Origin of the sequence: Burkholderia sp. Bp8963 (genome assembly GCF_003854275.1) — a bacterium.
Classification (GTDB): Bacteria; Pseudomonadota; Gammaproteobacteria; order Burkholderiales; family Burkholderiaceae; genus Burkholderia.
Map to the genome: position 1 here is coordinate 21,041 of NZ_QTQP01000058.1, position 19,691 is coordinate 40,731.

The 19,691-nt window shown below is 67.8% G+C and carries 20 protein-coding genes; 18 read left to right on the plus strand and 2 right to left on the minus strand.

The window, feature by feature from the left end; genetic code table 11:
• Window positions 1–160 precede the first annotated feature (160 nt).
• Window positions 161–1,309: a metallophosphoesterase gene (locus DID96_RS31820; RefSeq protein ID WP_124603183.1), complete on the plus strand. Its 1,149-nt coding sequence runs from the start codon at window positions 161–163 to the stop codon at window positions 1,307–1,309.
• A gap of 50 nt (window positions 1,310–1,359) precedes the next feature.
• Here DID96_RS31820 and DID96_RS31825 read toward each other — a convergent pair whose 3' ends face one another.
• A complete protein-coding gene (locus tag DID96_RS31825) occupies window positions 1,360–1,944 on the minus strand; it encodes a malonic semialdehyde reductase (protein WP_124603184.1) in 585 nt (194 codons plus the stop codon).
• A gap of 252 nt (window positions 1,945–2,196) precedes the next feature.
• On the opposite strand from DID96_RS31825, the gene DID96_RS31830 reads away from it, so the two are divergent.
• The 3 genes from DID96_RS31830 to DID96_RS31840 all read left to right on the plus strand — a co-directional run bounded on the left by DID96_RS31830 (window position 2,197) and on the right by DID96_RS31840 (window position 4,426).
• On the plus strand, window positions 2,197–2,787 hold the full coding sequence (locus DID96_RS31830; RefSeq protein WP_124603203.1) for an alpha-ketoglutarate-dependent dioxygenase AlkB: 591 nt from the start codon (window positions 2,197–2,199) through the stop codon (window positions 2,785–2,787).
• Window positions 2,788–3,035: 248 nt separating this feature from the next.
• Complete coding sequence (locus DID96_RS31835) at window positions 3,036–3,242, plus strand: hypothetical protein (protein WP_124603185.1); 207 nt, start codon at window positions 3,036–3,038, stop codon at window positions 3,240–3,242.
• A 230-nt stretch (window positions 3,243–3,472) separates the two neighbouring features.
• Complete coding sequence (locus tag DID96_RS31840; RefSeq protein WP_124603186.1) at window positions 3,473–4,426, plus strand: IclR family transcriptional regulator; 954 nt, start codon at window positions 3,473–3,475, stop codon at window positions 4,424–4,426.
• 107 nt (window positions 4,427–4,533) lie between these two features.
• Here DID96_RS31840 and DID96_RS31845 read toward each other — a convergent pair whose 3' ends face one another.
• The gene (locus DID96_RS31845; protein WP_124603187.1) at window positions 4,534–5,613 is read right to left on the minus strand and encodes a porin; all 1,080 of its coding nucleotides are present in this window, start codon (window positions 5,611–5,613) and stop codon (window positions 4,534–4,536) included.
• Between the two features lie 443 nt (window positions 5,614–6,056).
• Between DID96_RS31845 and DID96_RS31850 the strand changes: the two genes are divergently transcribed.
• The 14 genes from DID96_RS31850 (at window position 6,057) to DID96_RS31915 (ending at window position 19,507) form a co-directional block, all read left to right on the plus strand.
• Window positions 6,057–6,374 carry a non-heme iron oxygenase ferredoxin subunit gene (locus DID96_RS31850; RefSeq protein WP_124603188.1) on the plus strand — a complete coding sequence of 106 codons (318 nt, stop codon included), beginning with the start codon at window positions 6,057–6,059 and terminating at the stop codon, window positions 6,372–6,374.
• A gap of 1 nt (window position 6,375) precedes the next feature.
• Window positions 6,376–6,687 (plus strand): recombinase-like helix-turn-helix domain-containing protein, encoded by a 312-nt coding sequence (locus tag DID96_RS31855; RefSeq protein ID WP_124603189.1) that lies wholly within the window; start codon window positions 6,376–6,378, stop codon window positions 6,685–6,687.
• 43 nt (window positions 6,688–6,730) lie between these two features.
• Window positions 6,731–7,804, plus strand: a complete 1,074-nt coding sequence (locus DID96_RS31860) for an aromatic ring-hydroxylating dioxygenase subunit alpha (protein ID WP_124603190.1) — start codon at window positions 6,731–6,733, stop codon at window positions 7,802–7,804.
• The gene (locus DID96_RS31865; protein WP_124603191.1) at window positions 7,797–8,567 is read left to right on the plus strand and encodes an SDR family oxidoreductase; all 771 of its coding nucleotides are present in this window, start codon (window positions 7,797–7,799) and stop codon (window positions 8,565–8,567) included. The genes DID96_RS31860 and DID96_RS31865 overlap by 8 nt, the downstream gene beginning before the upstream one ends.
• Window positions 8,568–8,593: 26 nt before the next feature.
• Window positions 8,594–9,121: a cupin domain-containing protein gene (locus DID96_RS31870; protein WP_124603192.1), complete on the plus strand. Its 528-nt coding sequence runs from the start codon at window positions 8,594–8,596 to the stop codon at window positions 9,119–9,121.
• Between the two features lie 18 nt (window positions 9,122–9,139).
• A complete protein-coding gene (locus DID96_RS31875; protein WP_124603193.1) occupies window positions 9,140–10,036 on the plus strand; it encodes an alpha/beta fold hydrolase in 897 nt (298 codons plus the stop codon).
• A gap of 79 nt (window positions 10,037–10,115) precedes the next feature.
• Window positions 10,116–10,970, plus strand: coding sequence for an IclR family transcriptional regulator (locus DID96_RS31880; protein WP_124603194.1), 855 nt, complete (start codon window positions 10,116–10,118; stop codon window positions 10,968–10,970).
• Window positions 10,967–11,764 carry an SDR family oxidoreductase gene (locus DID96_RS31885; protein WP_124603195.1) on the plus strand — a complete coding sequence of 266 codons (798 nt, stop codon included), beginning with the start codon at window positions 10,967–10,969 and terminating at the stop codon, window positions 11,762–11,764. Before DID96_RS31880 ends, DID96_RS31885 begins: the two co-directional genes overlap by 4 nt.
• Window positions 11,757–13,424: a thiamine pyrophosphate-binding protein gene (locus tag DID96_RS31890; RefSeq protein ID WP_124603196.1), complete on the plus strand. Its 1,668-nt coding sequence runs from the start codon at window positions 11,757–11,759 to the stop codon at window positions 13,422–13,424. The genes DID96_RS31885 and DID96_RS31890 overlap by 8 nt, the downstream gene beginning before the upstream one ends.
• Window positions 13,417–14,244: an aspartate dehydrogenase gene (locus DID96_RS31895; RefSeq protein ID WP_124603197.1), complete on the plus strand. Its 828-nt coding sequence runs from the start codon at window positions 13,417–13,419 to the stop codon at window positions 14,242–14,244. The genes DID96_RS31890 and DID96_RS31895 overlap by 8 nt, the downstream gene beginning before the upstream one ends.
• 92 nt (window positions 14,245–14,336) lie before the next feature.
• Complete coding sequence (locus DID96_RS31900) at window positions 14,337–15,827, plus strand: aldehyde dehydrogenase (protein ID WP_124603198.1); 1,491 nt, start codon at window positions 14,337–14,339, stop codon at window positions 15,825–15,827.
• Window positions 15,828–15,845: 18 nt separating this feature from the next.
• The gene (locus DID96_RS31905) at window positions 15,846–16,808 is read left to right on the plus strand and encodes a VOC family protein (RefSeq protein ID WP_124603199.1); all 963 of its coding nucleotides are present in this window, start codon (window positions 15,846–15,848) and stop codon (window positions 16,806–16,808) included.
• Entirely contained in the window at window positions 16,805–18,076 is a 1,272-nt protein-coding gene (locus tag DID96_RS31910; protein WP_260464079.1) for an NAD(P)/FAD-dependent oxidoreductase, read from the plus strand. The genes DID96_RS31905 and DID96_RS31910 overlap by 4 nt, the downstream gene beginning before the upstream one ends.
• Before the next feature lie 30 nt (window positions 18,077–18,106).
• On the plus strand, window positions 18,107–19,507 hold the full coding sequence (locus DID96_RS31915) for an MFS transporter (RefSeq protein ID WP_124603200.1): 1,401 nt from the start codon (window positions 18,107–18,109) through the stop codon (window positions 19,505–19,507).
• Window positions 19,508–19,691: the final 184 nt, after the last annotated feature.

Below are 19,691 nucleotides of genomic sequence, written 5' to 3' on the forward strand. Positions count from 1 at the left end.
TCCTCGCCAACCGGGCGGCGCGCTGCTCCCCGGTCCGCCGTCGTCGCAGACGGGTTATGTGTACCATCGAGCATACGGTGCGGGACACGCAGCACGGCACGCAATGCGCGTGTTCGACGCGTGCTCCGCGGGATCGTGTCGCAACATGGGTGAGCGTTCCATGCGAAGTTTCCTTGTCCGGTTCATTGCGATCGGCTTGCTGTTCCATCTGTACGTCGGGCTGCGGATCGTGCCCGATGCGTTCGCATCGCCCGTCGCGCGCGGCATCGCGGTGCTCGTGCTGGCGAGCTTCTGCGTGCTGATTCCGGTCGGAATGTTCTCGCGGCGTTTCGACGACGGGTGGGCCGCGACCGTGTTCGGCTGGGTCGGCGCGATCGTGATGGGCTTCTTCTCGTCGCTGCTCGCGCTGACGTTGCTGCGCGAGTTCGTGCTGCTCGGCGTTGGCGTGTGGCGGCAGTTCGGACACGCCGGCGCATGGAGCGGCGCGGCTGCGGACAGCGCGCAAGCCGTGCTGGTCGGCGCGGTGCTGGTCACGGTCGTCGGCTTCGCGAACGCGCGGCGCACCGCAGCGGTCAAGCGCGTGTCGATTCCGGTCGCGGGCCTGCCGGCCGCGCTCGACGGCCTGAAGATCGTGCAGCTCTCCGATATCCACGTGGGGCCGACCATCAAGCGCGGTTACGTCGAACGCATCGTCGGCACGGTGAACGCGCTCGATGCCGATATCGTCGCGGTGACCGGGGATGTCGTCGATGGTTCGGTCGAACGGCTGCGCGAGCATACGGCGCCGCTCGGGCGCATGAAATCACGGCACGGCAGCTTCCTCGTGACGGGCAACCACGAGTATTACGCCGGCGCGCATGCGTGGATTGCCGAGTTCCGCCGGATCGGCCTGAAGGTGCTGCTCAACGAGCACGTGGTGGTCGAGCACGACGGCGCGCGTGCGGTGGTGGCCGGCATCACCGACTTCACGGCGGGCGCATTCGACCCGGCGCACCGGAGCGACCCGGTGCGGGCGCTCGCGGGCGCGCCCGGCGACGTCGGCACGAGGATCCTGCTCGCCCATCAGCCGAGGAGCGCGGAGCAGGCGAGCAAGGCCGGGTTTTCCGTGCAGATCTCGGGCCATACGCACGGCGGGCAGTTCCTGCCGTGGCCGCCGTTCGTGCGGCTGCAGCAGCCTGTCGTCGCCGGGCTGCGGAAGTTCGGCGATCTGTGGGTCTATACGAGCCGCGGAACCGGGTACTGGGGGCCGCCGAACCGTTTCGGCGTGCCGTCGGAGATCACGCTGATCCGCCTGACGCAGGGCCGGTAGGCAGCGTGTCGGGCCACCGGACGGCAAGCGTTGTCCGACACGCGCGCCCGTCAAGCGATGCGGGCGATGTCGTCGAAGTCGAAGCGCGGGCTGCGCGGGAACAGCCCCGCGGGATCGCCGTAGCCGAGATTCACGAGGAAATTGCTCTTTACCGTCGTGCCGGCGAAGAACGCCGCGTCGACCGCTGCGCTGTCGAAGCCGGACATCGGTCCGGCGTCGAGGCCGAGCGCGCGGGCGGCCATGATCAGGTACGCGCCCTGCAGCGACGAGTTGCGGAACGCGGTCGCCTGGATCAGCGCGTCGTTGCCTGCGAACCAGCTGCGTGCGTCCGCGTGCGGGAACAGCCGCGGCAGGTGCTCGTAAAACGCCATGTCCATGCCGACGATCACCGTGACGGGCGCGGCCATCGTCTTCGCGAGGTTGCCTTCGGACAGCGCCGGCTTCAGGCGGGCCTTCGCCTCCGGCGACTTGACGAACACGAAGCGGGCGGGGCTCGAGTTCGCGGACGTCGGGCCGAACTTCGCGAGGTCGACCAGCCGATGGAGCAGCGCGTCGTCGACGGGCTTGTCCTGCCACGCGTTGTGCGTGCGCGCGCTCAGGAATAGCTGGTCGAGAGCGGAATCGGAAAGCGTCATGTTGGGATCCGGAAAGAAATGCGGCCGGGTCGCGCCGGCCGGCTTATGCGAAAAGGGAGGTGGCGCCGCGACGGCGCGCGGTGCGACTCGCCGCGATGATAGCGTGTTGCGGTGCGGTGCGGTGCGGTGCGGTGCGGTGCGGTGCGGTGCCCGCGTTCCGCGAATGAGCGAGCATGGCAGCCGCGTGCGCGCTTCGCTACCATGCAGGCATGCATCGCATCGCCGATGCGCGTTCCTCGTTTTCCGCCCGACATGTCGACGTTCGACCTCTTCGATGACACCCCCGCGCCCGACGTGGACTGGTTTCCGGACTGGCTGCCGCCGGAGGCAGCCGATCGCATGCTGGCCGCGCTGACCGGCGAGGTCGCGTGGCGTCAGGACGCGATCCGCACGCCGCGCGGACGCATCCCGCTGCCGCGCCTCACCGCGTGGCAGGGCGACCCCGACGCGGTGTACGTGTATTCGGGCATCCGCAACGAGCCCGCGCCGTGGACGCCGGCCGTGCTCGAGCTGAAGCATGCTGTCGAAACGACGTGCGGCGTGCGCTTCAACAGCGTGCTGCTCAACCGCTACCGCAACGGCCAGGACAGCATGGGCTGGCATGCGGACAACGAGCCGGTGCTCGGCGATACGCCGGTGATCGCGTCGGTGAGCCTCGGCGCGATGCGCGTGTTCGACCTGCGGCACCGTGCGACCGGCGTCACGCACGCATACCGGCTGACGCACGGCAGCCTGCTCGTGATGCGCGGGCGGACCCAGGCCGAATGGCAGCATCGCGTGCCGAGAGCGCCGGCCGTGCAGGGCGAGCGGATCAACCTGACATTCCGCCACGTCTACGCGTGACGCGAGCCTGATCGTGACGCGCGCGCCGGCGCGGCGCCCGATCCGGCACCGCAAATCGCCACGGTTGACTGAGGCGATGTATCGGCATCGCCATTCCGATAGCCGAGTGAAATCACTGATGGTGCGTTGCAACAATTCTCGGATAGACTCACGGATGGGCCGGTGTCTATCGACGGATGCCGGGATGATGGCGTCGCATGCTCGCGGAATCGGCATTCACCGAAAGGCGGGCGGCGGGAGAAATTTGCGTGACCCGACTTCATGAATCGCTCGAACCCTTGCTGCACGTCTTCGAACAAGACGGCGCATGGCAATGGGCGCTGACCGTGAAGCGCACGGCGGGCGTCGGCGTGAAAGTGGTCGCGTTCAGCCAGGATGGTTTTCATCGGCAAGCGGACGCCCGGGAAGCCGGCGAGCGCGCGCTCGCGTCGTTCGGCGGCGCGGTGACCGTCTGAGAATGCCGGCGGCAGCGCGCAGGCATGGCGCATCGCTGTCTATCGCTGATATCCTCTCAATTGTGTGTGGCTATTTGCCCGGTCGTGGCGGCGTGCCGATCGTCCCGGCCGTGTTCGCTCGACCGTACGCGCGGGTGCGAACCGGCGCGCGGGGTGAGGTAGCATGAGTGAATGTCTACGACGAGCAATGGCCTGTCCTTGGTGATCGATTTCTTTCCGTCCATGTCCACATGGCCAAAACAACGATGAGCGGCGCGACCAAACCGCCCGCCGCGCCGGCGCGTCAAGCCGGCCGTGCGGCCGGCGCAGGCGATGCGCCGGAACCTGCCGCTGCCGGCGACGACGAAGCCGCCGGCGGTGCGTCGTCCTATCTCGTGCCGGGCCTCGAGCGCGGCTTGCGAATTCTTGCGGAGTTTTCCGCGCGCGAGCCGGTGCTCGGCGCGCCCGAACTGTCGAAACGCATCGGCATTCCGCGCACGACCACCTTCCGCCTGCTGCAGACGCTCGAAGCGCTCGGTTTCCTCGAGCGCGTGAACGGCGACCGCCATTTCCGGCTTGGTGTCGGCGTGCTGCGGCTCGGCTTCGAATACCTGAACTCGCTCGAGCTGACGGATCTCGGCACACCCGTGCTCGAACGGCTGCGCGACGCGACCGGCCTGTCGACGCATCTGCTGATCCGCGACCAGCGCGACGTCGTGTTCGTCGCGAAGGCACAGAGCAATGCGTCGATGTTCGGCTCGGTCAAGGTGCATGTCGGCACGCGGCTGCCTGCGCACGCGACCGTGCACGGCCACGTGCTGATGGGCGACCTCACGCGCGACGCGCTGCGCCACCTGTATCCGGAAAAGCGTCTCGAGCAGTTCACCGAGCGCACGCCGGGCACGGTCGACGAACTGTACGAGCGCCTGCGCCACTATGCGCGGCTCGGCTATGCGGTCAGCGAGGCTGCGTTCGAAGCGGGCATCTCGGCCGTGACCGCGCCGGTGCGCGATCATTCGGGATCGATCGTCGCGGCCATCACCGCGACGGTGCCGCGCTCGGAGATCGGCGAGGTCCGCGAGAAGGAGCGCCTCGTCGAGGCCGTGTGCGGCGCGGCGGTCGATCTGTCGCAGCGCCTCAACTATCGTCCGCTCGAAAGCGATCCGACGTTCGCGCATGCGCGCCACAAGGTTGCGATGTTCTGATGGCGCCGGCCGGCTGCGAACGCGGTCATGGATGAAGAAGGAGCGGCCCGCGGGCCGCTCTTTTCGTTTCGGCGAATGCGCGTTTCGCGCGGCCCGCTGCCGTGCCGTCAGAACGAGTGATGAATCCCCGCCAGCACGACGACCTGGTTCGCAGTGCTCGACACGCCGGCCGTGAAGAACGACGCATGGGCGCCGCCCGACGCGTGCTCGTACAGCACGTTCGCGTAGAGCTGCGTGCGCTTCGACAGCGCGTAGATGTCGCCTAGCTCGAACTGCGTCCAGCGCTTGCCCGACAGCGTCGACGTTGCAGCGCCGCCCGCGATCGTGTTGAACGCGCTGGTGCGGTAGTTCACGCCCGCGTCGTAGCTCTGGAACGTATCCGAGAAGCCGTTCGACTGCATCTTGGTGCGCGTGTAGAGCCCGTGCACGAGGAAATCGCCGAACTGGTACGACGCGCCCGCGCCGATGTTCTCGACCTTGCTCGCGAGATAGCCGTTCGCGGTGTTCTGCCCCTGGAAGGTCGTGATCCCGGTCTGGCTGATCAGCACCGAGCGGTCGTGCTCGTTCGAGTAGACGGCCGACGCCTTGAACGGCCCGTTCGCGTAGTTCAGCGCAACGCCCACCGATTTGCCCGTCGAGAAGTTCGTCGTATTGCCGAACGCCAGCATCGCCGCGGCCGAGAAGCCCGCGAAGCTAGGCGTTCGGTATTTGACCGCGTTGTTGTACGGCACGTTGCCGGTTGCCGCGAGGGCGTCGATGTTGCCCGGATGGAACGCATACCAGCTCTGCGCGAGGTACGCGGTGCTGAGCGGGTCGAGGTAGTCGAACGATAGCGGTGTCTGGCGGCCGAGCGTCAGCGTGCCGTAGCGATCCGAATTGAGACCGACCCACGCTGCACGGTTCCAGATCGTGTTGGCGGTCGCGAACTGGCCATTGTTCGTATAGAAACCGTTCTCGAGCTGGAAGATCGCCGCGAGGCCGCCGCCCAGGTCTTCCTTGCCCTTCAGGCCCCAGCGATCGGGCTGCGTATTGCCCTGGATCATTGCCCACTTGGCGTGGCCGCCAACGTTGTTCACGTACGCGACGCCCGTATCCAGGCTGCCGTACAGCGTCACGCTGCTCTGCGCCCACGCGCCCGACACGGCGCCGATGCCGACGACCGCTGCTGCTACCGCTTGCTTGACCATTGGATCTCCTTCCTGAGTCTCACTCGAATGAAAACGTGCGCCGTGCCGGTGCGCGAAATGGACGACCTGCCGGCTGCGCGCATCTTCACTGCTGATCGGGCGTCTTAATGTTCCATATAAGGAACAATGTGCCTATGGTGGAATGAAGTATAGGGTGGCGGGAAGTGCGGAAAAAAATAAATTTTTCGGGTCGAAGCACGACGCATCCCGTGCGCAACGCTCAGGGGCGGGCCGCTCAAAAAGGGCATAAATGCCCGGCACATAAGAAAAAATCTCAAAATTGCGAGCGGCCACGGACGACCTCCGACCACGCGGTCGGTGTTTTCCCTAGGACGTGCAGCTTTTTGTTTTTCTCCTGGAAAGTCGCTCCTATAATCACCATCCATAAACCGTTGTTCCTGATATGGAACAAATCGAGAGTCGATCAGAAGGAAGGGTGTGAGATGTCTGAACAATGGATTTGCGCCGGGCACGCCGGCGCGCTGTCGGAAGACACGCCGATCGAGTTCAAGCGGACCGACGGCGTCGAGATCGGGATCTACCGTGTCGGCGACGACGTGTATGCGCTCGAGAACGTGTGCCCGCATGCGTACGCGCTGCTGACGCAAGGCTTCGTCGACGACGGCACGGTCGAGTGCCCGTTGCACGAAGCGGTGTTCGACATCAGGACGGGCCAGTGCCTGAAGGGGCCGGGCGGCCGCGCGCTGAAGCAGTACGCAGTGCGCCTTGCCGGCGAGGAAATCCAGATCAAGGTGGAATGACATGAAAGAAGCGACCGTGAACTTCAATCCCTTCCTGAAGCCGTGGGTGGCGCCGCAGCCGAACAATGTCGCGGGCAAGGGGCAGATCGAGATCCCGGGGCAGGTCGAGAACCGCATCTGGCAGAACCGCAAGGCCGAGCCGACCCGGTACGAGAACGATCTCGGCGACGCGCTCGAACGCGTGTTCGAGGCCGGCGCGACCGAGCTGGGCGACGTTGTCGCGGGCCTGAACCGCATCGGCTTCCGCGCACCGGACGGCGCGCCGTGGACCGCCGAGCGCTTCTGCGCGGAAATGGCCGCGCTCGCGGAATGACCGCACGCCCCGCCGACCCGACAACCGCATCCGGAGCACATTGATGACGTCCCCCGCACAACACGAATCCCACCTCGACCCGGTCCGTGCCTACCTGGACCGCGGCATCAAGAATTACTGGTATCCCGTCGCGCCGAGCTGGCAGGTGTCGAACGCGCCCGTCGGCCTCACGCGCCTGTCCGAGCAGATCGTGCTGTGGCGCGACCAGGACGGCAAGGTCCACGCGCTCGAGGACCGCTGCCCGCACCGCGGCGCGCGCCTGTCGCTCGGCTGGAACCTCGGCGGCAACCTCGCGTGCTGGTATCACGGCGTCGAAGTCGATGGCTCGGGCACGGTCAACAAGGTGCCGGCCGTCGCGAACTGTCCGCTCGAAGGGATGAAGTGCGTGAAGTCGTATCCGGTCGAAGAGAAGGCCGGCGCGATCTTCCTGTGGTTCGGCGACGAAGCGCACGGCGAGCCGGCGCCGCTGAACCTGCCGGAAGAACTGGTCGCCGACGAGTTCGCGCATTTCCTCTGCGTGTCGAACTGGAAGTGCAATTACCAGTACGCGATCGACAACGTGATGGACCCGATGCACGGCGCGTACCTGCACGCGACGTCGCACTCGATGGCCGAAGGCGACAAGCAGGCCGACATGCGCGTGCGCAAGACGGAAACGGGCCTGATGTTCGAGAAGGTCGGCCAGCGCGACGTGAACTTCGACTGGGTCGAACTCGGCGAGACCGGCTGCCTGTGGATGCGCCTCGCGATCCCGTACAAGCAGAAGTTCGGCCCGGGCGGCAACTTCGGGATCATCGGTTTCGCGACGCCCGTCGACGACGACCATTGCCAGGTCTATTTCTGGCGCACCCGCAAGGTCAGCGGCTGGCAGCGCGACGTGTGGCGCTTCATGTACCGCAACCGCCTCGAAGGCCTGCACTGGGACGTGCTCGAGCAGGACCGCTACGTGCTCGAAAGCCTCGCGCCGAATGCGCGCGATCACGAATACCTGTACCAGCACGACGTCGGCATCACGCGCGTGCGCCGGATGCTGCGCCAGCGCGCGCAGGAGCATCTGTCCGCACTCGACGCGCATCGCGCGGCGCAACCGGCCGCGTCGGAGTCCGCTCATGGCTGAGCCGACTCCGGTGGTGTCGCTCGCCGGCCGGCGCGTGCTCGTCACGGGCGGCGCGCGCGGTCTCGGCGCGGCATTCGTGAAGGCGCTCGTCGCCGCCGGCGCGCAGGTCGCGTTCGGCGACGTGCTGGCCGACGAGGGCCGCGCGCTTGCCGCGCAGCTCGCCGGGCAGGGCCACGCCGCGCATTTCTTCGCGCTCGACCTTGCCGATCCGGCGAGCGTCCACGCGTTCGTCGCGCAGGGCGCGGCGGCGCTCGGCGGCATCGACGGCCTGATCAACAACGCGGCGATCACGAACTCGGGCGGCCGGCTGTCGACGGAACTCGATGTCGCGACCTGGGACGCGGTGATGAACGTCAACGTGCGCGGCCTGTGGCTCGCGAGCAATGCGGCGCTGCCTTACCTGGCCAGCTCGGGGCGCGGTGCGATCGTGAACCTCGCGTCGGACACCGCGCTGTGGGGTGCGCCGAAGCTGCTCGCGTATGTCGCGAGCAAGGGCGCGGTGATCGCGATGACGCACGCGCAGGCCCGCGAATTCGGTGCGCACGGCGTAACGGTCAACGCGATCGCGCCGGGCCTGACCGAAGTCGAGGCGACCGCCTACGTACCGGCCGACCGCCACGCGTACTACCTGCAGGGCCGCGCGCTGACGCGCCCGCAGGTGCCCGACGACGTGACGGGCCCCGTGCTGTTCCTGCTGTCCGACGCCGCGCGCTTCGTGACGGGTCAACTGCTGCCGGTGAACGGCGGCTTCGTAATGAACTGATGGTTTCCATTCTCAAGGAGAGGACGATGGCGGACGCCGATATCGAACGCAAGTCGTGGGATCAACCGGAAAGCGCGAGCTTTGCCGACTGGATGGAAGGGCGTGTCGCGCGCTATGCCACGCGACGCTACGACTGGGACGCGCTGAAGTTCCAGGCCGACTACGACCCGAAGTATCGCCGTGCGCAGATGCGTTACGTCGGCACCGGCGGCACGGGCGTCGCGAAGGACGTCAACACGGTGCCGGCCGGCAACTTCACGTTCTCGACGATGGTGATCCCGGCCGGCAACATCGGCCCGAGCCACATCCACATCGACGTCGAGGAAATCTTCTTCGTGCTGCGCGGCAAGATGAAGGTGATCTGCGAGCGCGACGGCGAGACCTGGGAAGCGATCCTCGGCGAGCGCGACCTGATTTCGGTGCCGCCGGGCGTGTACCGCACGGAGATCAACATCGGCGAGGAAGACGCGCTGATGTGCGTGATGCTCGGTTCGTCGAAGCCGATCACGCCGACGTATCCGCCGGATTCGCCGCTTGCGAAGATCAAGCGCTGAGACGGAGCAGGTGAAGCGATGAGTGTCATCGACAAACGTGAACGCGGGCGCGTCGCCGCCTTCGCGACGCTGCTCGAGCGGTTTCCCGAGCAGCGCTGCGCGGCCGGCGCGGCGGGCACGATCGGCTACCGCGAGGCCGGCGCGCAGCATGCCGGCCGCACGCACCCTGTCGTGCTGCTGCACGGGATCGGCTCGGGCGCCGCGTCGTGGGTGCGCCAGCTCGATGCGCTCGGCGCTTCGCGGCGCGTGCTCGCGTGGGATGCGCCCGGTTATGGCGCATCGACGCCCGTGCGCAACGCGTCGCCGGCCGTTGCCGATTACGCGGCGTCGCTGCATGCGTGGCTCGACGCGCTCGGCATCGAACGCTGCGTGCTGGTTGGCCATTCGCTCGGCGCGATCGTCGCGGGCGGCTTCGCCCGCGCGTGGCCGGAGCGGATCGCGGGGCTGCTGCTGGTCTCGCCCGCGGGCGGCTACGGCAGCGCACCGGTCGAGACGCGCGAGTCGCGCCGCGACGCACGGCTCGCGATGCTCGCGGACCTCGGTCCGGCCGGGCTCGCCGAACAGCGCAGCGGCAACATGCTGTCCGGCTTCGCGAGCGAGGACGCGCGCGCATGGGTGCGCTGGAACATGGCGCGCATCGTGCCGGCCGGCTACGCGCAGGCGACGCATCTGCTCGCGAATGCCGATCTCGCGTCCGACCTCGCGGGCTATCGCGGCCGCACGGCGGTCGCAGTCGGCGCGAACGACGCGATCACGCCGCCCGCCGCGTGCGAACGGATCGCCGCGGCCGCGCATGTCGGGCTGCAGGTGATTCCGCAGGCCGGGCATGCGGGCTATGTCGAGGCGCCGGCCGTGTACACCGCACTGATCGAGACGTTCTGTCGTCAGTGCGACCAGCAGCGGGGAGGAATATGAACTACCCCCACGCTCACATTCGTTCGCTGCCCCCCGAGGGGGCGGCTGCCTTCCTTGGGGCGGCCCGGCGGGAGGCAGCATGAGCGAACCCCTGCTGAACGAAACCGAAGCCGCGAAGAGCGAAGCGAACTACGTGGTGCCGGGCCTCGAGCGCGGGCTGCGGATCCTCGCCGAGTTCTCGCCGCGCGAACCCGTGCTCGGCGCGCCGGAGCTGTCGAAGCGGCTCGGCATTCCGCGCACGACGGTGTTCCGCCTGCTGCAGACGCTCGAATCGCTCGGGTTCCTCGAGCGCGCAGACAAGGATCGCAACTACAAGCTCGGCATCGCAGTGCTGCGGCTCGGCTTCGAATACCTGAGCTCGCTCGAGCTGACCGATCTCGGCCTGCCGGTGATCGAGAGCCTGCGCGAAGCGACCGGGTTCACGACGCACATCGTGATCCGCGACGGCCGCGACGTCGTGTTCGTCGCGAAGGCGCAGAGCCAGTCGCCCGTGTTCAGTTCGATCCGGGTAAACGTCGGCACGCGGCTGCCCGCACATGCGACGACGCACGGCCATGTGCTGATGGGCGACCTGTCGCTGAAGGAACTGCGCGCGCTGTACCCGGAAGGCACGCTGAACCGGATGACGAACGCGACGCCGGAGACGGTCGACGCGCTGTATGAAGTGATCCGCGAGGATGCACTGCGCGGCTACGGTGTCAGCAACTCGTCGTTCGAGCGCGGGATTTCGGTCGTCACCGCGCCGGTGCGCAACGACACGCAGAGGATCGTCGCGTGCATCACGGTGACGGTGCCGCGCCCGGAGATTGACGCGACGCTGATCGCGGACGGGCTGATCGACAAGGTGCAGCGCGCGGCAGCCGAACTGTCGCGGCGGCTCAACTACCGCTCGGATGACGAGCACACGTTTCTAAAGGCTTTAGGACTCCGATGATTCAGATCGATCTGACCGGGCAGGTTGCGGTGGTGACGGGCGGCTCGTCCGGCATTGGCCTCGCGACGGCCGAACGGTTCCTGCAGGCGGGCGCGTCGGTCGCGATTTGCGGCCGCGACGGCGGGCGTCTCGCGCGCGCCGAGGCGATGCTCGGCGCCAAGTATCCGGGCGCGCAACTGCTCGCCGCGCGTTGCAACGTGCTCGACGAAGGCGACGGCGCCGGCTTCGCGCAGGCCGTGTCCGCGCGCTTCGGCCGCGCCGACATGCTGATCAACAACGCGGGGCAGGGCCGCGTGTCGACGTTCGCTGACACGGCCGACGATGCGTGGCGCGAGGAACTCGAGCTGAAGTATTTCAGCATCATCCGACCGACGCGTGCCTTCCTGCCGATGCTGCGCGACGCCGACGCGCCGAGCATCACCTGCGTGAACTCGCTGCTCGCGCTGCAACCGGAGCCGCACATGGTCGCGACGTCGTCGGCGCGCGCGGGCGTGCTGAGCCTCGTGAAGTCGCTCGCGACCGAACTCGCGCCGCAGCGCATCCGCGTGAACTCGATCCTGATCGGCATCGTCGAGTCGGGGCAATGGCGCCGCCGCTACGAAGCGCAGGCGCAGTCCGGCGAAAGCTGGGAAGGGTGGACGGGCGCGATCGCCCGCAACAAGAACATTCCGCTGAACCGCTTCGGCCGGCCCGACGAGGCCGCCTGGGCGCTCTTTTATCTCGCAACGCATCTGTCGTCCTACACGACGGGCAGCCATATCGACGTTTCTGGAGGCTTTGCACGCCATGTCTAACAAAACCACGGTTGGCGAGCTGATTGCCGCCTTTCTCGAGCAGTGCGGCGTGAAGACCGCTTTCGGAGTCATCTCGATCCACAACATGCCGATCCTCGACGCGATCAATTCGCGCGGCAACATCCGCTATGTCGGCGCGCGCGGCGAAGCGGGCGCGGTCAACATGGCCGACGGCCTCGCCCGCGTGTCGGGCGGCCTCGGCGTCGCGTTCACGAGCACCGGCACGGCGGCCGGCAACGCGGCCGGCGCGATGGTCGAGGCGCTGACCGCCGGCACCGCGCTGCTGCACATCACGGGCCAGATCGAGACGCCGTATCTCGACCAGGATCTCGCGTACATCCACGAAGCGCCGGACCAGCTGACGATGCTGAACGCGATCTCGAAGGCCGCCTTCCGCGTGCGCACGGTCGAGACCGTGCTGCCGACGATCCGCGAAGCGGTGCGCATCGCGCAGACCGCGCCGACAGGCCCCGTGTCGGTCGAGATTCCGATCGACATCCAGGCTGCTGAAATCGACTGGCCGGAAGACCTCGCACCCGCGCACGTCGCGATCCGCGAGCACGACGATGCGCGCGTCGCGAAGCTTGCCGACGCGCTCGCGAACAAGCGCCGCCCGCTGCTGTGGCTCGGTGGCGGCGCGCGTCACGCGCGTGCGGAAGTCGAACGCCTCGTGAAGCTCGGCTTCGGCGTCGTGACGAGCGTGCAGGGCCGCGGCGTGCTGCCCGAGGATCATCCGGCGACGCTCGGCGCGTTCAACGTGCATGCGGCTGTCGAAGCGTTCTACAAGACCTGCGACGCGCTCGTCGTCGTCGGCTCGCGGCTGCGTGGCAACGAGACGCTGAAGTACAAGCTCGCGCTGCCGCAGCCGCTGTTCCGCGTCGACGCCGATGCGCTGGCCGACAACCGAGGCTATCGCAACGACCTGTTCATCCACGGCGATTCGAAGCGGGTGCTCGCCGAGCTGGCCGACCGCCTCGAAGGGCGCCTGAAAGTCGATCCGCAGTTCGCGGCCGATCTCGCGGCTGCACGCGAGCAGGCGGTCGCCGATGTCGCGAAGGGTCTCGGGCCCTACAAGCAGCTCGTCGACACGCTGCAGGCCGCGGTCGGTCGCGATTACAACTGGGTGCGCGACGTGACGATCTCGAACAGCACGTGGGGCAACCGCCTGCTGAAGATCTTCGAGCCGCGCGCGGGCGTGCATGCGCTCGGCGGCGGCATCGGCCAGGGGATGCAGATGGGGATCGGCGCGGCGCTGGCAGGTTCGGCCGCGAAGACGGTCTGCCTCGTCGGCGACGGCGGCCTGATGGTCAACGTCGGCGAACTCGTGACGGCCGTGCAGGAAAACGCGAACGTGATGATCGTGCTGATGAACGACCAGTGCTATGGCGTGATCCGCAACATCCAGGACGCGCACTACGGCGGCCGCCGTTGCTTCGTCCAGCTGCACCAGCCCGATTTCGCGCAGTTCTGCGCGAGCTTCGGCCTCACGCATTACCGGATCACGTCGCTCGACCAGGCAGAAGGGATCGTGCGCGAGGGCCTCGCGAAGCAGGGCCCGGTGATGGTCGAAGTCGACATGTTGTCGGTCGGCTCATTCGCGTCCGCGTTCGCGGGCCCGCCCGTCAAGAAGGAAGCGCCCGAGGAGCGCCAGTATGCGTAATTCGCACGCACACGGGCATGCGCCCGTCGACGTCGCGATGATCGGCTTCGGCGCGATCGGCGCGGCCGTGTACCACGCGGTCGAGCACGATGCGGCGCTTCGCGTCGCGCACGTGATCGTGCCCGAACACCAGCGCGAAGCGGTGCAGGGCGCGGTCGGCAGCGCGGTGGAAGTGGTGTCGTCGGTCGACGCGCTCGCACGCCGTCCCGAGTTCGCGCTCGAATGCGCGGGCCACAGCGCGCTCGTCGATCACGTCGTGCCGCTGCTGAAGGCCGGCACCGACTGCGCGGTCGCGTCGATCGGTGCGCTGTCGGATCTCGCGCTGCTCGACGTGCTGTCGCAGGCCGCCGACGAAGGCGACGCGACGCTGACGCTGCTGTCCGGCGCGATCGGCGGCATCGATGCGCTGGCCGCCGCGAAGCAGGGCGGCCTCGACGAAGTGCTGTACGTCGGCCGCAAGCCGCCGCTCGGCTGGCTCGGCACGCCGGCCGAGGAATTGTGTGACCTGCGCGCGATGACCGAAGAGAAGGTGATCTTCGAAGGCAGCGCGCGCGACGCGGCGAGGCTGTACCCGAAGAACGCGAACGTCGCGGCGACGGTCGCGCTCGCGGGGCTCGGCCTCGACCAGACGCACGTGCGCCTGATTGCCGATCCGGGTGTGACGCGCAACGTGCACCGGATCATCGCGCGCGGCGCGTTCGGCGAGATGTCGCTCGAAATGAGCGGCAAGCCGTTGCCCGACAACCCGAAGACTTCCGCACTGACGGCCTTCAGCGCGATCCGCGCGCTGCGCAACCGCGCGGCCCGCTGCGTGATCTGACCCGGCGGCCCTGGCAACTGAAAGACCCGCCCACGCCGTGGCGTGGGCGGGGCGCAGAGACAGACCAGAGACAGACTTGTAGGACTTTTGAAATGACTCCATTCGATACGAGCCTCGTACCCAACGGCGACATCCTGATCGGCGGCGAGTGGCGGCGCGGCCGTGGCGCGCCTTACGCGAGCCTCTACCCGGCCGACCAGTCGCTGAACATGGAAGTGTCGACAGCGAACGCGGAAGACGCGGCGCAAGCCGTCGAGGCCGCCGACGCCGCATGGCGGCGCGCCGACTGGGCCGGGCTGAAGCCGCATCAGCGCGCGCAGGTGCTCTACCGCATCGCGGATCTGATCATGCAGCGTCACGAGGCGCTGGCGAACCTGCAGCGTCGCGACAACGGCAAGCCGATCGGCGAGACCCGCGTGCTGGTGGCGAGTGCGGCCAACACGTTCCGCTATTTCGCGGCATGTCTCGAAACGCTCGACGAAGAGCTGACGCCGTCGCGCGGCGACTACCTGACGATGAGCGTGCACGAGCCGATCGGCGTGATCGCGGCAATCACGCCGTGGAACTCGCCGATCGCGTCGGACGCGCAGAAGCTCGCGCCGGCGCTCGCCGGCGGAAACGCGGTGGTGCTGAAGCCGGCCGAAGTCACGCCGCTCGTGTCGCTCGCGCTCGCGCGCATCTGCGAGGAAGCCGGTGTGCCGAAGGGTGTGCTGAGCGTGTTGCCGGGCAAGGGTTCGGTGATCGGCGACGTGCTCGTGCGCCATCCGCTCGTGAAGAAGGTGTCGTTCACGGGCGGCACCGAAGTGGGCCGCGGCATCGCGCGCATCGCGGCGGAGAAGTTGATACCCGTTTCGCTCGAACTCGGCGGCAAGTCGCCGACGATCGTGTTCGACGACGCGGATCTCGATCATGCGGTGAACGGCGTGCTGTACGGCATCTTCAGCTCGTCGGGCGAGGCCTGCATCGCAGGTTCGCGCCTGTTCGTGCAGCGGTCGATTTACGACGCGTTCCTGCAGCGACTGGTGGAGGGCGCGCGCAAGCTGCGCGTGGGCGACCCGACGCGGCCCGACACGCAGATGGGGCCGCTCATCACGGCGAAGCATCGCGAGTCGGTGGAGCGCTACGTGGCGCTCGGCCTTGACGAAGGCGGACGCCTGCTGTGCGGCGGCCAGCGGCCGTCGGGCGACGGGCGCGACGACGGTTTCTACTATCAGCCGACGATTCTCGACGGCCTGTCGAACAGCGCGCGTATCTGCCAGGAAGAGATCTTCGGGCCGGTGCTCGTCGCGATGCCGTTCGACGACGAAGCATCGCTGATCGAACAGGCCAACGACAGCGTGTTCGGCCTGGCCGCCGGCATCTGGACGCGCGACTACAAGCGCGCGTGGCGCACCGCGCGCGCGCTCGAAACGGGCACCGTGTGGATCAACACGTACAAGCTGTTCTCGATCTCCACGCCGTTCTCGGGCTGGAAGGACAGCGGGATGGGCCGCGAGAAGGGGCGTCTCGGCATCCGCGAGTACATGCAGCAGAAGAGCCTCTACTGGGGCTTGAATGACGCGCCGCTGCCGTGGGCGAACTGAGCGAAGGGGAGTGACGCAATGAGCATTTTGGGTATCGAGCAGATCACGTACGGTGTCGACGACCTCGCGACGTGCCGGCGCTTCTTCGCCGACTGGGGGCTGAAGGAAGTCGCACATGACGAAACGCGTACGCGCTTCGAGACGATGAACGGCTGCACCGTGCTGGTCGTCAAGGCCGACGATCCGGCGCTGCCGCCCGCCTTCGAGCCGGGCCCGACGCTGCGCGAAGTGACGTGGGGCGTCGCGACGGCCGCGGAACTCGACGCGCTGCGCGGCAAGCTCGCCGATCAGCCGGGCTACTACACGCAGGACGATGCAGTGGGCTGCATCGATCCGAACGGGATGGCGATCCGCATCGAGGTGACGCGCAAGCGTGCGCTCGACGTGACGGGCTCGCTGTCGAACGTGTGGGGCGAGACGCTGCGCGTCGACACGCCGAGCACGATCTACGAGCGGGCCGAGCCCGTCGAAGTCGGGCACGTCGTGTTCTTCACGAATGCGCTCGACGCGCAGGAGACGTTCTATCACGAACGGCTCGGCTTCGAGACGTCGGACCGCTATCCGGGCCGTGGCGCATTCATGCGCTGCGCGCCGCACGGCGGCCATCACGACCTGTTCCTGCTCGCGCTGCCTACGGCCAAGCGCGGCCTGAACCACGTCGCGTTCACGGTGCGCGACATCCACGAAGTGTTCGGCGGCGGGATGCACATCGACCGCTGCGGCTGGCAGACCCAGCTCGGGCCGGGGCGCCATCCGGTGTCGTCCGCATACTTCTGGTATTTCCAGAATCCGGCCGGCGGCCTGATCGAGTACTACGCGGACGAAGACATGCTTACGCCCGACTGGCAGCCGCGCGAGTTCGAGCCGGGCCCGACCGTGTTCGCCGAGTGGGCGGTCGACGGCGGCCTCGACGGCAACACGCGTCGCCAGAAGAACGTGAAGGCGCCGGAAGGCAAGTTCATGACGGAGCGCAAATCATGACCGACGCAACGAACGAAGCGGGGGCCGGCCATCCGGGGGCCGGCCATCCGGGCGCGGTGCAAACCGTCGTCGTGATCGGCGGCGGCCAGGCTGCCGGCTGGGTGCTGAAGACGCTGCGCGCGGAGGGCTTCGCGGGCCGGCTCGTGATGATCGCCGACGAACCGCATTTGCCCTACGAGCGTCCGCCGCTGTCGAAGGCGGTGCTCGCCGGCGACGCGCATATCGAGACGGTGCGCGTCGTGCACCCGGAGGAATTCGAGTCGCTGAACGTCGACGCATGGCAGCCGGAGCGCGCGGCGTCGATCGATCGTGCGCGCCGCATCGTGCGTACCGAGAGCGGCCGCGAGGTCGAATACGATCGCCTTGTGATTGCGACCGGCGGCACGTCGCGACGCTTGCCGGATTCACTTGTGAGGACTGCAAACCTGCATTACCTGCGCACGCTCGACGAAGCCGCTACGCTCGGCGAGAAGCTGCGCGCGAGCCGGCGCGTGCTCGTGGTCGGCGGCGGCTGGATCGGCCTCGAAGTGGCCGCGACCGCGCGCAAGCTCGGCGTGGAAGCGGTCGTGGTCGAAGGCGCGCCGCGGCTGTGCGGGCGCTCGGTGCCGCAGCTCGTGTCCGACTTCCTGCTCGACCTGCATCGCTCGAACGGCGTCGACGTGCGGCTCGGTGCGTCGCTCGCGTTGCTGGACGCGCTGCCGGACGACGCAGCGAAGGTGCGCGCGACGCTCGCGGACGGCACGACGATCGACGCCGATTTCGCGGTGGCCGGCATCGGCCTCGCGCTGAACGCGTCGCTCGCGACCGACGCGGGGCTCGCGGTCGACGACGGCATCGTCGTCGACGAATTCGGGATGACGAGTGACCCGGCGGTGTTCGCGTGCGGCGACGTCGCGAACCACCACAACGGCTGGCTCAAGCGCCGCGTGCGGCTCGAATCGTGGGCGAACGCACAGAACCAGGCGATCGCGGCCGCGAAGGCGGTGCTCGGCGTGCGCGCGCCGTACGCGGAGATTCCGTGGTTCTGGTCGGATCAGTATGACGTGAACCTGCAGATCCTCGGCGAGCTGCCGGCCGATGCGCAGCTCGTCGTGCGCGGCGAGCTCGCCGAGCGGCGCGCAACGCTGTTTTTCGTGGGCGACGGGCATCTCAGAGGTGTCATCGCCGTCAACAACGCACGCGAACTGAAACTCGCACGCAAGTGGATGAACCAGGGCCGGGCGGTGGATATGGAAGCCCTGGCAGACACGACCAAAGCGCTTGCCTGACCGGGCAACGAGACTACGGAGACACCCCGCATGAGCACTTTCGACAACGTCGTGGCCGGTCGGGCCACGATGGAAGCTGCCGCCTCCACGCCTGGCGCGATCATCGCCCGGCTCGAGCGGCTTCCCGCCAACGCGATGCAGATCCGCGCGCGCGTGCTGATCGGTACCGCGACGTTCTTCGACGGCTTCGACGTGATCACGATCGCCGCGACGCTGCCGCTGCTGATTCACAAGTGGGGGCTGTCGCCGAACCAGATCGGCCTGCTGATCGCATCCGGTGCGATCGGCCAGCTGATCGGCGCGTTCCTGTTTCCGGCGCTCGCGGAAAAGCATGGCCGCGTGAAGGCGATTGCATGGAGCTCGGCCGTGATCGGCGTGACGAGTCTCGCGTGCGGGTTCGCGCCGACGTTCGAAGTGTTCGTGCTGCTGCGCATCCTGCAGGGGATCGGGCTCGGCGGCGAACTGCCGGTCGCGGCCACCTACATCAACGAAATCACCCGCGCGCATGGCCGCGGCCGCTTCGTGCTGCTGTACGAGATCGTGTTCCCGATCGGCCTGCTCGTGTCGATGGCGCTTGGCGCATGGCTCGTGCCGCGCTTCGGCTGGGAGATCATGTACTTCGTCGGCGGCCTGCCGCTGCTGCTGGCGCTCGTGCTCACGCGCCTCGTGCCGGAATCGCCGCGCTGGCTCGCGTCGCGCGGGCGACTGCCGGAAGCGGGGCGGGCCATGAGCACGTTCGAGTCGGCCGTGAAGGGCCCGCTGCCGCCCGTCACCGGGGTGGCCGAATTCGACGAGATCGTTCGCCAGCACCCGAAGCGTCGCATGTCCGATCTGTTCAGCGCCGCGTACCGGAAGCGCACGATCGCCGTCGCGACGCTGTGGGCGACCTGCGGCTTCATCCAGTACGGGCTGTCGACGTGGCTGCCGACGATCTACAAGAACTTCTATCACGCGCCGCTGCAGCTTGCGCTGAACCTCGCGGTGATCGGCTCGGTGATGGGTGTGCTCGGCTCGCTCGCGTCCGCGCTGCTCGTCGACAAGCTCGGCCGCAAGCCGGTGATCGTCTGGTCGTTCGTGCTGTGCGCGCTGTCGCTGGCGCTCGCGGGCGTCTATCACGCGTCGTCGGTGTACGTCGTCGCGACGTTCTGCTCGCTGTCGCTCGGGTTGATGGCGTCGGGGTTCATCACCGCGTATGTGTATACGCCGGAGCAGTATCCGACGAGCATCCGCGCGTCGGGCTGCGGCCTCGGCAGCGCGTGGCTGAAGATTGCATCGTTCGTCGCGCCGATGGTGGTGCCGCACGCAATCATCGGCGGCGACCTGAGCCCGGCGTTCTACCTGCTGGGCGTGGTGCCGCTGATCGCGGCGGTGACGGTGCACTTCGTCGGCATCGAGACGAAGGGGAAGGTGCTCGAGGCGCTCGAGGCGTAAGCACTGCGCATCCGATGCGCTTGAAGGAAACGGCCCGGACGATGTCCGGGTCATTTTTTTGTGCGCCGAGCATGCGCAACAGCTTGGGGGTGCAAGTCCCCTGTCCAGCCTGATGGGGCGAAGGACTAGCGAAACGCAAGGGCGTCGTCGTGAGGCGGGGTCTGAAGGAAGCGTGTAGCAAAGC